Source organism: Pseudonocardia terrae, assembly GCF_021343995.1.
Taxonomy (GTDB): domain Bacteria; phylum Actinomycetota; class Actinomycetes; order Mycobacteriales; family Pseudonocardiaceae; genus Pseudonocardia; species Pseudonocardia terrae.
This window is the reverse complement of sequence record NZ_JAJTTE010000021.1, coordinates 1-14,613: the sequence shown is the minus strand read 5'-3', so window position 1 is coordinate 14,613 and position 14,613 is coordinate 1. Positions and strand designations below refer to the sequence as shown.

Genomic DNA, 14,613 nt, shown 5'->3' with positions numbered 1-14,613 from the left:
GAAAAGGCGCACGAGATCGCCGCGCTGCTGACCGCACGGACCTACGACGCAGTGGCGCTCGCCGATCACACAACCGTGACCTCGGCCTACCGGGAGGCGGACGCGCACTGGGCGTCGCTGCACCCGGACAACGACGCAGCCCCGGCCCGGGCCGACGGGCCGATCGCCTGGCGACACTCTGCCGCGGCCACTGTGCTTCGGGCACCTGCGTAGTGGTGGTGTGGCCCGCTCATACGTGCCGGGCCATTTGTGCACACCTGCCTTGCCACAAGCAGCCGGTGCTGCGGCAGGCTTCCTCACCCGGGCCGTCGTTGCTAGCGCCAGCGTGGTGTCGCCCCGACCGGAGGCCAACTGAACGGTGCTGTCGTCGGCCGGTGATCGCCGCGTCGGCGTCGACACGGCCGTCGGGATCGTCGCGACCGGGACCGCCGCTGCCCCTGGGTCCCTGCACGCAGATCTTGCGACATTTCCCGCCCGACCCTGAGAGCCCTCGCAGCGGTGATCTAGTCAGCGGGCTCGATGTTCTGGTTCAGTCGGAAAACATTCTCCGGATCGTATTTCTGCTTGACCGCAGTGAGCCGATCAAAGTTGGAGCCGAAAGCCGATCTGATCCTGTCCGACCCCTCCTCGCCAAGGTAATTGACGTAGACACCGCCACTGGCGAACCGTGCGGTCGCTTCGACGAAGTCTTTGGTCCAGGAGATGTTCTCCTCGGCGTTCCGCCGATCCTCCCACATGGAGGTGACGAGTAGGTTATAAGAAGAGTCCCTGTGCCAGAAGGCGGTATCGCCGCGCCTGACGTCGTTCATCGCGCCATCTCCGTTGTGTTCGATGACGACTGTCGTCATCACTGACGGAACGGACGAGAACTTGGCTACCATTGTGTCAATAGCGTCGTCAGGCAGCCCGTTCAGGAAGTCCGACTTCCAGTAGTTCTGGAAGTTGTGCGGCCATAATGCGTCGGCCATCGTCTGTGCGGCGCTGTAAGGCATCGGCTCGATGATGTCCGCGACCGGCGACCCCCAGTCACGAAGTGGCCGCAGCACCTTCTCCCCGACCTCCAGGTCGCCGGTGAAGACCCCGCCGATGCCGACGACCGGTGTCCCCTGGGCATCTTCGGGCACGAATGGTGCGGGAGGTGCTGTGAACAGCAGCGCGCCGGTAGTCAGTTCCCGCGGCGCCGTTGTCTCGAAGTCTCGCCAGAACTTCATGGCCTCGCGAGCGCGAGAGGCTGGATGGATGACCAGTCCGGCGAGGACGGTACCGGCCGGATGGACCTCGAACTCGAATGAGGTAACGATCCCGAAGTTGCCGCCACCACCTCGGATGGCCCAGAAGAGGTCGGGGTTGTCTTCCTTGCTGGCCTGCAGGAAGCGCCCGTCGGCGGTCACGATGTCGGCCGAGACCAGGTTGTCGCAGGCGAGGCCGTGCTTTCGGACCAGCCATCCGAGTCCGCCGCCCAGGGTGAGGCCCGCGACCCCGGTCGTTCCCACGAAGCCCCCGGCAGCCGCAAGCCCGAAGTGTTGCAGATCGTGGTTGACCTCCAGCCAGGTCAGCCCGGCTTCTGCCCGCACGATCCTGAGGCGCGGATCGATTCGCAGTCCCTTCATCAAGGACAGATCAATCGTCAAGCCGCGATCCGCCAGGGCATTACCGGTAACATTATGCCCGCCTCCGCGGACGGAGATCGGCAGACCGTGTGCTCGACCGAATTTGATCGCGTCAATGACATCACCGACGCCGGCGCAACGAACGATGACCTCCGGTCGGCGGTCGATCATCGCGTTGTAGATCCGCCGGGCGTCCTCGTAGTCCGCGTCCCTGATCCGAACGAGATCACCGCGAAGATCCGATTTCAAGAGATCGGCTGCCGAGTCGAAGGATGCCGTGGACTGCCTCTCATGGTCCATTGATTGCCCCCTCCTTCAGTTCAGGCCACGCGAGCGGTGGCGCGCGCCGAAATATCCTCCTCATTCCGAGATCACGGCAAGTAGGGCTCGATTGGGCGTGCGCGCGGCGCTTCGCGCCTGGACCTTTCCCGTGAAGATGGCTGTCCTCGCCCAGGCTTGACCACACGTCTTCGAGCCGATCAGGTCTCGGCCGGTGGGATCCGCGCAGTGCCGAGGCACAGTGACGTACGTACTTCTACGCAGCGACGGCGGACAGCGGAAGGGACAACCTGAGCGGTTGGAAAGGACAAGAAGATCGGATGGCGAAGTGCGCGCCCTCCTGCTGCTACACCACGAAGACCTGGATCCGATCCGGACGTGACGAAGGCCAGCGACCGAACCACCGCCGCCCGGATCGTGCTCGGGCCCAAGGACCGCGGCTCGAGCCGCCTACCGCCCGAAGGCCACCACCGCGCTCTGATCTCCGGCCTCAAGTCGCCGGGTCAGGGGCGCCGGACTATGTGGCCGGACGACCGAGGAGTAGAGAGGAAAGGTCAATGAGACTCGGAGTCGTCGCGTCACCGTTCTACCCGTCGGCCGTCATGGACATGATATTGGACGGTGCCCATGCCATCGACGCGGACTCCCTCTGGGTGTTCGATCACATGCTGGGCGTCTTCCATCCGGATCTATATCGAGATATAGGTTTCGCCGAGATGGCTCCGGATCCCGACGGCATCTTTGATCCTTTCTGTGCGTGTTCCTGGCTCGGGCGTCGGACCGAGCTTCCCCTAGGGGTTGCCGTTACAGACAGCATCCGCCGGGCAGCACCCGACATCGCTCGGGCAGCCCTCAGTCTTCAGCACCTATGTAAGGGCGGCTTCAACCTTGGCGTCGGATCTGGCGAAGCCGAGAATCTCGTGCCGTTCGGTTATCCCTTCGATCACCCCGTAGGTCGCACCGAAAACTTCCTGGCAACCCTGCGGCATCTGCTAGACGTCGGCCACATGCCAGATAACGTCGGACGTTTGGGCCTGCCGTTGAAGTCCGAAGCTGGATCACCGCGAATATGGGTGGCCGCCCATCGGCCTCGAATGTTGCGCCTGACCGGCGAATATGCCGACGGGTGGCTCCCGGTGGACGCCTCGACTCCAGAGGAGTACAGGGAACTGAAGGCGACCGTCGCGGAGCACGCGCGGAAGGCCGGGCGTTCGGAACCAGAGTCCGGGCTGTTCGTCTTCCTCGTCCTCGGCGAGAGCCGCGATCGAATCCGGGGAATGTTCGAGGCCCAGCCGATGGCCAAGCTCTTCGCCCTATGGATGGCGCCCGCGCCAGCATGGGAGAAGTACGGGCTGGAGAACCCTTCCGGCGGGAGCAACCGCGCATATATTGACATCATTCCGCACAAGCTCGACCCGCGGAAGCTTCGTGAATTCGCTCCGCAAATTCCGTTCGAGCTACTAGAGGAATATGTGTTCCTCGGTTCTCCCACGGAGGTTTCAGAGCGCCTGCGCGGGTACGCAGAAGCGGGACTCGAACATCCGATCCTGATGAATATGACCGGACTTGCCGGTGGTGCCGAGGAAGCGATGGCGCGGACCGCGGAGCTGGCAGAGCTGGGTCGTTTGATCAAGACGACGGCACCGGTCTTCAAGACGCCCAGAATTACGTAGTCAAGAGCAGCCGAGCGTGCCTTCGGTGAGTTCGTCGGTGCAGCCGGAGCAGGGGGTCAATTGAGGGCGGTCAGGCGGCCCGTCGCCGCGCAGCTGTCCCTGTGTCGCTGTCCTGGCGTCCTGTTCGGCGCACCGCTGGGCGCGCTCGCGGCGGCAGCCCGGTCGAACACCGTGGCGGCACTGGCCGCCTCCGTGCCGGGCGGCGAGCTCGGCGGCGATCACCTGAGCCACTGGATCGGCCGGGTGCAGGTGCAGGAATCCCGGCAGGGCGGGCGCGCGTCGAGGGCCTCGCGCTCACGGGCGGCTCACTCTCCCGCCGGATAGACGGCGTCGCCGGCGCGGAGCCCATCCGCATACAACAGGCTTGGGCGCGCACTGCGGCCACTGGCGCCGCGGCGGTCGAGCCCGTGACCTGCGGAAATCGTCAAGTTCGCGCCCCTTCGCCACCGCTTTCACCAATGCAGTGACCCGTCGGGCGGTGACTACTGTCAGGCGTTTACCTTGTGCGGGGTGCCGCGGAAGGCGCACCAGAAGGGCTCGAGCTCCGGGTCCTCCGCCGGTCGCGCCTTCGCACCGGCGGCCTTGCCGTACATGCGCTTCAGCGCCCGCTTCGCCGACCGTTCCGCGGCCGCGGTCAGGTCCTCCGCCTCGGACCGGCGAGGCCCGCGTAGCACCGCGACGTACACGAACCGCCGTTTCGCGGTCCGTGCGGCGGGCCGCCACGCCGGGACCCACTCCAGTTCGGCGGTGAGCGGGCGGTCGGGGTCCGTGCAGATCGCGCGCGTGAGCGCGGCCTCCAGGACGTGCGGATCCACGTCTGCCGGTGCCTTCACCCGCAGCAGTGCCATCACGGGCTCGGTGGAGGTACGCACGTCGACCCCTTCGTCGGTGGTCCCGCGGCCGGCGCGGGCGGCTGCGCCGCTGCCTGCTCAACGTGCGTCGCCCGCACCATGACACATCACGGGCGGGTTGCGCACCGTGTGACCGGGTATCGCCGGTCACGAGGCCGCGGACGCACCGCGGTCCGGAGAGGAGAGCCACGATGGGTGCACTGGACGGCAAGCGCGTCGCGATCCTCGCGACCGACGGCGTCGAGGAGGTCGAGCTGACCGAGCCGCGCAAGGCGGTCGAGGACGCCGGGGCCACCACCGAGATCGTGTCGATCTCCACGGACGCCATCCAGGCCATGAACTCGGACATCTCGCCGAGCGGGGTCTACCCGGTGGACAAGGTGGCGTCGCAGGTCTCGGCATCGGACTACGACGCGCTCATCATGCCGGGCGGCACCGTCAACGCCGATCGCCTGCGCATGGACCAGGACGTGCTGAAGTTCGTCAAGGACGTGTTCGCCGCCGGCAAGCCGGTGGGCGTGATCTGCCACGGCCCGTGGACGCTGGTCGAGGCGGACCTGGTGAAGGGCCGCACGCTGACGTCGTTCCCCAGCCTGCGGACCGACATCCGCAACGCGGGCGGCAACCCCGTCGACGAGGAGGTCGTCACCGACCAGGGTCTCGTCAGCAGCCGCAACCCCGGCGACCTCGAGGCCTTCTGCGCGAAGATCGTCGAGGAGTTCGCGGAGGGCGAGCACTCCGTCCACCCGGAGGGCGCGACCGCGTGACCCCGGCGCCGCGCCGGGCCATGATGCCTGCATGACCCTGTTGACGAGGTGCTCATGAAGGGGCCGGCGTGACGGCGGGCGAGGAACGGGCGGGAGTCGCGCTCTCGAGCCTGGACTCCGCGCTCGTCGACGGGGACCCCGCCACCAAGCGGGACCTCGTCGACTACCTCGACGTCGTCGCCGACCGGATGGTCCCCGTCCTGGCCGACCGGCCGCTCTCGGTGATCCGGGTGCGGCCGGGCCAGGAACCGTTCATGCAGAAGAACCTTCCGCGCTACACCCCGGACTGGGTCCGCAGCACGGTCATCCGCTCGCAGACCGGCCGCGACGTCCGTTACGCGCTCTGCGACGACCGGCGCACCCTGCTCTGGCTCGCCAACCAGCGGTCCGTCGAGTACCACCCGGCCCTGTTCACCGTGGGCGCGGACCGGGCCTCCCAGCTGGTGCTGGACCTGGATCCGCCCGAGGGAGCGGGCTTTCCCGCCGTCGTCGCCGTGGCCCACCTGGTGCGCGAGGCGCTCGCCGGGTCCGGGCTGACCGGCGCCGTGAAGACGAGCGGCTCCAAGGGCGTCCACGTCGTCGTCCCGCTGGCCCCCACCCCGTTCGACGACGCTGCGGCCGCCACCCGCGCGCTGGCCGCGCGGACCGAGCGGCTCGACCCCGGCATCGCGACCACTGCGTTCCTGCGCGAGGAGCGCGAGGGCAAGGTGTTCGTCGACTCCACCCGCGCGGGCGGCGCGACCGTGGTCGCCGCCTACAGCCCGCGCGTCCGGCCCGGCCTGCCGGTGTCGTTCCCGCTCCGCTGGGACGAGCTCGACGAGGTCTCCCCCACCGACTTCACCCTCCGCACCGCGCCGGACCTGCTGGCGGACCGGCCCTCCTGGACCGAGGCGCTGCCCGCTCCGCAGGAGCTCCCGGCCGACCTCCTCGAGGAGGGGCACGCGATCCCCGTCGCCCGGGTCCAGGCGATGCACGAGGGCAAGCGGCGCAAGCGCGCCGCCTCCGAGCACACCGCCTCCGAGCACACCGCCTCCGACCACGCCGCCTCCGAGCACACCGCCTCCGACGAGGCCCGCAAGGGCTGAGGAGGTTCCCGGGAACGGGCGGGGCCGGGGCCGCACCGCAGCAGGCCCGGAGTTTGCGTCATGGGACCATGACGCGCTCCAGCAGGCCCGGAGCTCGCGTTATGGGACCGGAGTGCGCGAGAACGCCCGCTGAGGCCCCTCAGCCGGTCACGGGCAGGTTCTTCCGCACGACCTCGGGGCGCGGCGCCTCGCCGGGCTCCGGCTCGTGCTTCTTCACCACCGGCTCGGCCGCGTGGTCCTTCGCCTTCTCCTCCAGGGCGCAGGTCACGGACCCGACCGTGATCTTCAGCAGGTCACCCTTCGGCGAGAGCGCCTTGACCAGGTCGTCGACCGTCTTCAGCGGGGTCTTCTGCAGGTCCGGGAGCTGCCCGGTGACCAGACCGATCAGCTCCGGTGCGACCTCCTGCTCCTCCTTGTTGAGCTGGCGCTTCGGGTCGTCCCGGTTCGGCAGCAGGGTGAGCGTGAAGCCGGTGACCGTGATCGAGTCGTCGTCCCGGTCCTGCTGGTTGAGCGTGATCTGCAGGAGCGGCGACACGTCGAACTTCTGCTCCTCGGCCGGCGCCTTCACCGGGGTCCCGAGGACCGAGGCGTTCACGAGGTCGACGCCCGCGGACCCGCCGTCCGCGCCGTCGCACCAGGTGCGGAAGGCCTCGGCCCTGAGAACGTCGAGCAGGTTCACCTTCGCCACCGTCGCCTCGGCACGGTGCCCCTCGGCCTCGGCGACCAGCGCCGACAGGCCGATACCCGGCTTGCCGTGCAGCGGGAGTGCGGCCACGTCGGCCACGCTCTGCCGGTCGTGGTCGCCGTCGCGCGACTCGGCGTACGGGCTCGGGCTGATCGACAGCAGGCCGTCCGTCCGGAAGACGTACGCGGACGAGTCCACGGTGGGTTCCGCGGACGCGGCGGTGGAGCCGAGCAGCAGCACCGCCGCGGCCGTGGCCGCACCCACCGCGGCCGCACCGGCACCGGCAAACTTGGAGGTCTTCACGCGTCGGGTCCCTTTCGTGATCATGCTTCGTCGATCGTCACGAGCGTGCCGAGGGGCACCTCTTGGAGCTGGCGCAGCGCGTCCGCGGGGACGCGGATGCAGCCGTCGCTGGTGGGGGTGCCGAACACGTCCGCGGTCGGCCAGGTGTGGATGGCGACGGTCCCCGGACCGCCGCCGAAGGTGTCGTGCGTGGGGCTGTGCGTGCCCAGCGGAAGGATCACCGGCGAGTACTTCTGCTGGTCGTCGCTGAACGCGCCGAGCAGGAAGGTGCGGCCGGTGGGGGTCGGCGCCGAGGGCTTGCCGATGCCGACCGTCCACTGCGCGATCCGGGTGCCGTCCTCGAACAGCTCCAGCTTCATGGAGCCGAGGTGCACGGCGATGCGATAGGGCGTGGTCTTCACGTCGAGATCGGCCATCGGCAGCCAGCCCGTCGAGGAACTGGGCCGTGAGGGCAGCAGGACCTGCGCCCAGTCGCCCTGCTGCGCGATCACGGGGAGCCACGTGTCGCCGATCTGCGTCACCGGCATTCGGGCGATCGGGGTGCCGCCCGGGGCGTCGTGGACCATGGTCTCCCGGACGGGGTGCGCGACCCGGCCGTCCGTGGTCTGCTGCGGCGCCGGGTCGGGCACGGTGCCCTGCAGCGTCGTGTAGGTGGTGCTCTCCTGCAGCGCGGCCGGGTCGACGGCCGCCGCGACCGGGCCGGTGCCCGAGGGCGAGGGGCCGCCCTGCTGCGCGAGCGGCGAGGGGGCGCCGCCGAGCAGCAGCCCGACGACCAGGACGATCGCCAGCGCGGCCACGACGCCGAAGCCGGCCCAGAGGACGAGCCCGGACCGGGAACGCCGGCGCGGGGCGGACCGGCGGGTCCGCGGGGGCAGGGTGTGGTTCGCCATCACGCACCCCATGACCGATTGGCGGGGGCGGCGGTGCGGACCGGGGAGGTTTCCGACGCGCTGTGCACGATCGGATGAACGACCGGCTCCACGAACAGGTGACGCCTGGCGCGCAACGGTCGCACCGCGTTCCGACGGACGGAGTCGATCCCGCGACGGGCGGTCGGATCGTGCCGCTCGCCCGATCGCCGGAGTGCCGAGCGGTGTCACGACCGCACCACGGACGGTTACCATTGCCGCGAAGGGATGACGGAGCGTGACAGGAGACGGTGTGCTGCTGGCGGACGAGCGGGTGCGGATCGTGGAGTGCTGCCGGCGGATGGCCGCCGCGGGGCTCACGGTGGGTACCTCGGGCAACGTGAGCGAGCGCCGTGGCGACCTGGTCGCGATCACGCCGACCGGGGTCGACTACGACGCGCTGACCCCGGCGGGGGTGTGCGTGGTCGATCTCGGCGGGCACGCGGTCGAGGAGGGGCCGGTCCCCTCGTCCGAGCTGCCCATGCATCTCGCGGTGTACGGGGGGACCGGGGCGCGGGCCGTCGTCCACACGCACCCGCTGTACGCGACGGCGCTGTCCACGCTGGTCGACGAGCTGCCGGGCATCCACTACCTGGTCATGCAGCTCGGCGGCCCGGTGCGGGTCGCGCCGTACGAGCGGTACGGGTCGGCCGAGCTGGCCGAGGCGAGCGTGCGGGCGATGGCGGGGCGCAGCGCGGTCCTGTTGCGCAACCACGGCGCCACGACCTGCGGCGACACGCTCGCCCGGGCGTTCGACCGGGCCGTGACGCTGGAGTGGCTGTGCCGGCTGTACCACCAGGCGCGGCTGCTCGGCGAGCCCACACTGCTCGCCGACGACGAGCTGGCCGCCGTCGGCGAGCAGCTGCGGACCTACGGGCAGCCCGGCGCTCAGCGCGGCTGAGCCGCGCGCCGGCGGGTCGCGAACCAGTAGTGCGCCGCGACGCTGACGGCGATCCAGAAGATCGGCCCGCCCGGCCAGAAGAACGACACCGGCCCGGCCACCCACCGCACCAGGACGATCGCGACCACGGCCAGCGCGATGCCGGCGTGGATCATCAGCCGGCGCCGGGCGTCGGGCGACAGGGTCCGCAGGCCCGGCGGCGGGGGCGGCGGGGCCGGCAGGTCGGCTGTCAGCGGGAGCAGGTCGGCCTCGACCTTCGCGGCGTAGGCGGCCTGCTGGCGCTCGTCGGCCTCCTCGAGGGTCAGCCGCCCTTCGGCGGCGGCCGCCCGGATGCGGTCGGCGACGGCCTCGCGGTCGGCGTCGGAGAGCCGCAGGTCGGTGCGGACGGTGCTCTCGGTGCGATCGGCGCGGTCGGTGCTCTCGTTCACGATGTCCCCAGGTGTTCGCGTGGTGTGCCTCCACGGTGCCGGGGAGTGGCGCCGGGCACGTCGCCCCGCGGGCGGGACCTGCACTGCCCCGCGAGGGGGTCCGCAGGGCGGTGGCGTACGCCCCCGGGAGTACGCCGGAGGTCCCCCGCGGACCGAGGCGACCGGGTCGCGCCGCGCTCTAGGGTGCGGGTGTGTCCTGGTTGGTCGGCCTGCTGCGGCGCTCGTGGCAGAGCGTGCCGCACACCGTCCTGACCCCGGCCGCCTGGCTGGTCGTGGGGCTGGTCGCCGAGCTCAACGTGTCGCGCTTCGTGCCGACGGCTCGCCCGGTCGACGCCCTCGGCATCGCGCTGATCGTGCTGGGCCCGCTGCTGCTCGTCGTCCGCCGGGCGCACCCGCCCGCGGTGCTGGTCGCCTGCACGGCGGTGCTGCTGGTCTACCTCGCCCTCGGCTACCCGTTCGGGCCCGTGGTCGTGCCCTCGCTGGTCGCGCTGGCCGAGGCGATCGTCCACGGGCACCGGCGGGTCGCCTACGCCACCACCGTCGTCGCGGTGCTCGCCGGGCTGGCGATCCAGATCGGGGTCCGCGGCGGCCTCGCGGGGATCGAGGGCCGACTGGGCTGGCTGGCGTGGCTGGCCGCATACGTCGCCGGCTGCGAGTTGTGGCGGGCCCGCACCGAGCGCCGCGCCCAGGCCCGGGCGGCCCGCGAGGAGACCGCGCGCCGGCAGGCCGGCGAGGAGCGCCTGCGGATCGCCCGCGAGCTGCACGACGTGCTCGGCCACCACGTCTCGCTGATCAACGTGCAGGCCGGCGTCGCCCTCTACCTGCTCGACGACGACCCCGAGCAGGCCCGGCGGGCGCTGGCCACGATCAAGGACGCCAGCCGGGACCTGCTGCGCGAGATGCGCTCCACCCTCGGGGTGCTGCGCGGGGTGGACGACGAGCCGCCGCGCGCGCCCACGGCCGGGCTGGGGATGCTCGACCGGCTCGTGGCCGACAACGAGGCCGCCGGCCTGGCCGTCAGCACCGCGGTCGACGCCGACGTCCGGGCCCTGCCGCCGAGCGTCGACCTCGCCGCCTACCGGATCGTGCAGGAGGCGCTGACCAACGTCCGCAAGCACGCCGGGGCGGCCCGCGCGCTGGTGAAGGTGACCGAGGTGGGCGGCGCGCTCCGGGTCGTCGTCGACGACGACGGTGCGGGCCCGTCCGCCCGGGCCGGCGAGGGCGGCGCGGGGCTCGTCGGAATGCACGAGCGCGCGACCGCCCTGGGCGGCACGCTGTCCCACGGACGGGCCCCGGGCGGCGGGTTCCGGGTGGAGGCGGTGCTGCCCCTGACCGGTCCCCGCCCGGCGCCGGTGGGGCCGCCGGGCGAGGAGGAGGCAGGGTGAGTGCCGGCGTGATCAGGGTCGTGCTGGCCGACGACCAGGCGCTGGTCCGGGCCGGGTTCCGGGCCCTGCTCGGATCGGCGGCGGACCTCGAGGTCGCCGGCGAGGCCGAGGACGGCGAGGCGGTGCTGCGGGTCTGCCGCGACACCCGGCCCGACGTCGTGCTCATGGACATCCGGATGCCCGGGCGCGACGGGCTCGCGGCGACCAGGGACATCGTGGCCGATCCGCGGCTGTCCGGCGTCCGGGTCGTCGTGCTGACGACCTTCGCCGAGGACGCCTACATCTTCGAGGCGCTGCGCTCCGGGGCGAGCGGGTTCCTGGTCAAGGACACCGAGCCGGCCGAGCTGCTGCACGCGGTGCGGGTGGTTCACGCCGGGGAGGCGCTGCTCTCGCCCGGCGTGACCCGCCGGCTCGTCGAGGAGTTCGCCGCGCGGTCCCGCCCGCCCGCGCCCGACCGCAGGCTCGACGCGCTGACCGGCCGCGAGCGCGAGGTGCTCGCGCTGGTCGCGGCGGGTCTGTCCAACGACGAGATCGCCGAGAAGCTCGTGGTCAGCCCGGCCACGGCGAAGACGCACGTCAGCCGGTCGATGGTCAAGCTGGGCGTGCGGGACCGCGCTCAGCTCGTGGTGCTGGGGTACGAGACCGGGCTGGTGCGGCCGGGCTGGCTGGCCTGACCGCACCGGCCGGGGTCACGCGTGGACGACGGTGCCGGCGTCCTTGTCGGCCAATGCGTCGGTGAGCGCGCCGCGGGTCAAACCGTTGACCACCCGGAACTCCCGGACGTTCTTGGCCGTGGGCAGCAGCTCGCACGCCAGCCGGTCCACCGGCAGGTCCGGGGTGGTGGCCGGGACCCGGCCCCCGGGGCCGTCGGTGTCCTTGACGGCCTGCAGCTCGGGGTCGTCGAGGCTGCGGCTCAGGAGCAGCTCGCCCAGTGCGGCTGCGCTCGTCATAGGAGAACCCCCAGGTCACGGGCGGCCGAGGCGGCCACGCCGCGGGCGACCGTAACGGCCACGGGAGATCGCCGCCAACCGTCCGGCCGGCCGTGCCGCAGCGGCCTCCGTGGACGCGGCGGGGCGCTGGGCGCTCCCCCGCAACCGCGTTGCGGGTGGCCGCTCTGTGATCCCGGGCTCACCCGGCCGTGGCCGGGCGCGTCAGAGGGCCACGAACGAGGCGAGACCGTCGAGGAGCCGGTCGACGTCGGAGTCGTCGGTGTACGGGGACAGGCCGATCCGCAACGACCCGGTGTCGCCCAGGCCGAGCCGGCGGCTGGCCTCGAGGGCGTAGAAGGAGCTGGCCGGGGCGTTGATCCTGCGCTCGGCGAGGTAGCGGTAGGCGTCGGCCGGGTTCCGGTCGGTGAACTCGACGAGCAGCGTCGGGGTGCGGTGCGCCGCGCGGGACCGCAGGCGCACGCCGGGCAGCTCGGCGAGCGCCTGCTCGATGCGCTCGCGCAGCGGCTCCTCGTGCGCCCGGATCGCGCTCATCGTCTCGAGCAGGGCGGTGCGCCGATCGGCCTGGGAGCCCGTGAGCCCGGCGAGGAAGTCGACCGCGGCCGTGGTGCCGGCGAGCAGCTCGTAGGGCAGGGTGCCCAGCTCGAACCGCTCCGGGACGTCGTCGCTGCTCGGCGCCAGCTTCGCGGGGCGCAGCTCCTCCAGCAGCTCCGGCCGGGCCGCCAGCACCCCGCAGTGCGGACCGAGGAACTTGTAGGGCGAGCAGGCGTAGAAGTCCGCGCAGAGCTCCGAGACGTCGATCCCGGCGTGCGCGGTGAGGTGCACCCCGTCGACCATGGTCAGTGCGCCGGCGTCGTGCGCGAGGGCGGCGATCTCGGCGACCGGCGGGATCGTGCCGACGAGGTTCGACGCGCCCGTCACCGCGACCAGGCGGGTGCGGCGCGACAGCACGGCGGCGACGTCGGCCGCGGTGAGCTCGGCCGTCTCGGGGTCGAAGTTCGCCCAGCGCACCGTGGCGCCGGCGGTCTCCGCGGCGAGCACCCACGGCCGGATGTTGGCGTCGTGGTCCAGCCGCGTGACGACGACCTCGTCCCCCGGCCGCCAGGTCTCGGCGAGTGTGCGTGCGAGGTCGAAGGTCAGCTGGGTCATGCTGCGCCCGAACACGATCCCCCGCGGGTCGGCGTCGAGCAGGTCCCCCATCGCGGCCCGGGCCCGCAACACGATCCCGTCGGCGTGCCGCTCGGCCTTGGTGACCGTGCCGCGGTTGGCGATGGGCGCGACCAGCGCCTCGTACACCGCCCGGGCCACCGGCTCGGGCGTCTGCGAGCCGCCAGGACCGTCGAAGTGCGCGGTCCCGGACTTCAGCGCGGGGAACTGGGCGCGGAGGGCGGCGACGTCGTAGCTCGCAGGCTGGCTCACGCCTCCCACCCTGGCACGGCTACCGCAGGACCGTGCCCTTCGTCTCCGGCAGCGTGAGCACGGTCAGGAACGCGATCGCCGCACCGACGGCGACGTACCAGAAGAACGCCCCGCCGAACCACTGGATCAGCAGCGGCGCGGTGCCACCGAACAGCGCGACCGTCAGGTTGTACCAGGCGCCGATGCCCAGCCCGCGCAGCTCCGTCGGGAACAGCTCGCTCATGATCGCCGGCGCGATCGAGGTCATCATCGTGTAGAGCCCGAGCCCCACGCAGAACACCACGAGCAGGCCGGTGACCCCGGGCCGGACGAGTGCGGACAGCGGCACGATCAGCAGCGCGGTCGCCCCTGACCACACCAGCAGCTGCGGCTTGCGGCCGAACCGGTCCGACAGCGCGCCCATCGGGTACTGGAGCAGGCAGAACAGCAGCGTGGCGATCGACAGCGCGAGGAACACGTCGAACGGGTCGGCGCCGCGGGACTTGGTGGCGTACGGGGTCAGTGCGGAGAAGAAGGTGTAGTAGCAGAGCGTCGAGAGCAGGGTGAAGCCGACGAGCTGGCCGACGGCCTTCGGGTGCTCGCGCAGCGTGGTGAGCAGCGGGTTCTTGAGCGTCTTGGCCTTGGCCTTGTTGGTCTCGAACTGCTCGGTCTCCGGGATCGTCCGGCGCATCCACAGCCCGAGGACGCCGATCAGGCCACCGACCAGGAACGGGACCCGCCAGCCCCAGGAGGCGATCTGGTCGTCGGACAGGGTTCCGGCGAGGAGCACGCCCAGCAGGCTCGCGATCAGCACGCTCGCGCCGGTGGAGATGTAGAAGAAGGACGAGTAGCGACCGCGATGGTTCGGCGGGGCGACCTCGCCGAGGTAGGCCGACGCGTTGGACACCTCGCCGCCCAGCGACATCCCCTGCGCGATGCGGGCGAGCAGCAGCAGGACCGGGGCGAGCCAGCCGACCATCGAGAAGGTCGGCAGGATCGCGATCACGAGCGAGCCGCCTGCCATCAGCAGGATCGTCAGCATCATGGCCGTGCGCCGACCGCGGACGTCGGCGAAGCGGCCGAGCAGGAACCCGCCGAGCGGCCGGAAGAAGAAGGCCAGCGCATACGTGGCGAGCGTGCTGATCAGGGCCAGTGCTGCGTTGCCGGGCGGGAAGATCTGGGTCGCGAAGTAGATCGAGAACGTCGCGTAGATCGTCCAGTCGTACCACTCGATCGCGTTGCCGATGGAGGCCGCGACGAGCGTTCTGACCGGTAGCCGATGGCGTGTGCCGGTGGTGGCCTGCTGGCCGGTCTCGGTCATCCGCACTCCCGTGTGATCCGCTCTGATCGGTACATCCGGGCACGATGTGCGCGAAGGGTACGTCGGCCGGGG

Annotated in this window: 14 protein-coding genes; 6 read left to right on the top strand and 8 right to left on the bottom strand. The window is 71.3% G+C overall.

The genetic code is table 11. The annotated features are described in order from the left end of the window. Positions 1 to 503 precede the first annotated feature (503 nt). Positions 504 to 1,910, bottom strand: coding sequence for an FAD-binding oxidoreductase (locus LWC33_RS15795; RefSeq protein WP_233305143.1), 1,407 nt, complete (start codon positions 1,908 to 1,910; stop codon positions 504 to 506). Positions 1,911 to 2,446: 536 nt separating this feature from the next. Between LWC33_RS15795 and LWC33_RS15790 the strand changes: the two genes are divergently transcribed. Next, positions 2,447 to 3,562 (top strand): LLM class flavin-dependent oxidoreductase, encoded by a 1,116-nt coding sequence (locus tag LWC33_RS15790; protein WP_233305142.1) that lies wholly within the window; start codon positions 2,447 to 2,449, stop codon positions 3,560 to 3,562. 488 nt (positions 3,563 to 4,050) lie between these two features. Here the strand turns inward: LWC33_RS15790 and LWC33_RS15785 are convergent, their stop codons facing one another. Then, entirely contained in the window at positions 4,051 to 4,434 is a 384-nt protein-coding gene (locus LWC33_RS15785) for a hypothetical protein (RefSeq protein ID WP_233305141.1), read from the bottom strand. A 170-nt stretch (positions 4,435 to 4,604) separates the two neighbouring features. Between LWC33_RS15785 and LWC33_RS15780 the strand changes: the two genes are divergently transcribed. Together LWC33_RS15780 and LWC33_RS15775 are read left to right on the top strand one after the other, a co-directional pair. After that, positions 4,605 to 5,180, top strand: coding sequence for a type 1 glutamine amidotransferase domain-containing protein (locus tag LWC33_RS15780; protein ID WP_233305140.1), 576 nt, complete (start codon positions 4,605 to 4,607; stop codon positions 5,178 to 5,180). A gap of 68 nt (positions 5,181 to 5,248) precedes the next feature. Beyond that, positions 5,249 to 6,265, top strand: coding sequence for a DNA polymerase domain-containing protein (locus LWC33_RS15775; protein ID WP_233305139.1), 1,017 nt, complete (start codon positions 5,249 to 5,251; stop codon positions 6,263 to 6,265). A gap of 139 nt (positions 6,266 to 6,404) precedes the next feature. Here LWC33_RS15775 and LWC33_RS15770 read toward each other — a convergent pair whose 3' ends face one another. Beyond that, the gene (locus tag LWC33_RS15770; protein WP_233305138.1) at positions 6,405 to 7,253 is read right to left on the bottom strand and encodes a hypothetical protein; all 849 of its coding nucleotides are present in this window, start codon (positions 7,251 to 7,253) and stop codon (positions 6,405 to 6,407) included. 20 nt (positions 7,254 to 7,273) lie between these two features. After that, on the bottom strand, positions 7,274 to 8,143 hold the full coding sequence (ldt-CoaP, locus tag LWC33_RS15765) for a L,D-transpeptidase (protein ID WP_233305137.1): 870 nt from the start codon (positions 8,141 to 8,143) through the stop codon (positions 7,274 to 7,276). 271 nt (positions 8,144 to 8,414) lie between these two features. Between ldt-CoaP and LWC33_RS15760 the strand changes: the two genes are divergently transcribed. Beyond that, positions 8,415 to 9,062, top strand: coding sequence for a class II aldolase/adducin family protein (locus LWC33_RS15760; protein ID WP_372476615.1), 648 nt, complete (start codon positions 8,415 to 8,417; stop codon positions 9,060 to 9,062). Here the strand turns inward: LWC33_RS15760 and LWC33_RS15755 are convergent. Further along, positions 9,050 to 9,490 (bottom strand): DUF1707 SHOCT-like domain-containing protein, encoded by a 441-nt coding sequence (locus tag LWC33_RS15755; RefSeq protein ID WP_233305136.1) that lies wholly within the window; start codon positions 9,488 to 9,490, stop codon positions 9,050 to 9,052. The genes LWC33_RS15760 and LWC33_RS15755 overlap by 13 nt on opposite strands. Positions 9,491 to 9,681: 191 nt before the next feature. On the opposite strand from LWC33_RS15755, the gene LWC33_RS15750 reads away from it, so the two are divergent. Then, positions 9,682 to 10,875 carry a sensor histidine kinase gene (locus LWC33_RS15750; protein ID WP_233305135.1) on the top strand — a complete coding sequence of 398 codons (1,194 nt, stop codon included), beginning with the start codon at positions 9,682 to 9,684 and terminating at the stop codon, positions 10,873 to 10,875. A gap of 8 nt (positions 10,876 to 10,883) precedes the next feature. Continuing rightward, positions 10,884 to 11,549: a response regulator transcription factor gene (locus LWC33_RS15745; protein WP_233305230.1), complete on the top strand. Its 666-nt coding sequence runs from the start codon at positions 10,884 to 10,886 to the stop codon at positions 11,547 to 11,549. Positions 11,550 to 11,564: 15 nt separating this feature from the next. Here LWC33_RS15745 and LWC33_RS15740 read toward each other — a convergent pair whose 3' ends face one another. From LWC33_RS15740 to LWC33_RS15730, 3 genes are all read right to left on the bottom strand, one after another. Beyond that, positions 11,565 to 11,825, bottom strand: a complete 261-nt coding sequence (locus tag LWC33_RS15740) for a hypothetical protein (RefSeq protein WP_233305134.1) — start codon at positions 11,823 to 11,825, stop codon at positions 11,565 to 11,567. Positions 11,826 to 12,026: 201 nt separating this feature from the next. Continuing rightward, positions 12,027 to 13,241 (bottom strand): cysteine desulfurase-like protein, encoded by a 1,215-nt coding sequence (locus LWC33_RS15735; RefSeq protein WP_233305133.1) that lies wholly within the window; start codon positions 13,239 to 13,241, stop codon positions 12,027 to 12,029. Between the two features lie 19 nt (positions 13,242 to 13,260). Then, entirely contained in the window at positions 13,261 to 14,541 is a 1,281-nt protein-coding gene (locus tag LWC33_RS15730; RefSeq protein ID WP_233305132.1) for an MFS transporter, read from the bottom strand. Positions 14,542 to 14,613 lie beyond the last annotated feature (72 nt).